Raw genomic sequence first — 439 nt, 5'->3', positions numbered from 1 at the left:
CCCTTATCCTGTCTGGGACTCATTCCCGAAGCTCGAAGGGTTAGACAGTGGCGCTCGTCGTACAGAAGTACGGCGGATCCTCGGTATCGGATGCCGATCGGATCCGTCGCGTAGCCGAGCGGATCGTCGAGACGAAGAAGGCCGGCAACGACGTCGTCGTGGTGGTCTCCGCGATGGGCGACACCACCGACGACCTGCTCGACCTGGCCCGCCAGGTCTCCCCGGCCCCGCCTGCGCGCGAGATGGACATGCTGCTGACCGCCGGTGAGCGCATCTCCAACGCCCTGGTCGCGATGGCCATCGAGTCTCTCGGTGCGCAGGCCCGCTCGTTCACCGGCTCGCAGGCCGGCATCGTCACCACCGGCACCCACGGCAACGCCAAGATCATCGACGTCACCCCCGGTCGCCTGCGCGATGCGCTGGACGAGGGCGTCATCGT

Annotated in this window: 1 pseudogene; it reads left to right on the top strand. The window is 67.2% G+C overall.

Annotation, left to right across the window (positions count from 1 at the left end):
* Positions 1–47: 47 nt before the first annotated feature.
* Positions 48–439, top strand: a pseudogene (locus tag IMZ11_RS44210) (aspartate kinase); the annotation flags it as partial.

Origin of the sequence: Microtetraspora sp. AC03309, from assembly GCF_020826795.1 — a bacterium.
Taxonomy (GTDB): Bacteria; Actinomycetota; Actinomycetes; order Streptosporangiales; family Streptosporangiaceae; genus Microtetraspora; species Microtetraspora glauca.
This window is presented reverse-complemented; position numbering and strand designations above follow the sequence as displayed.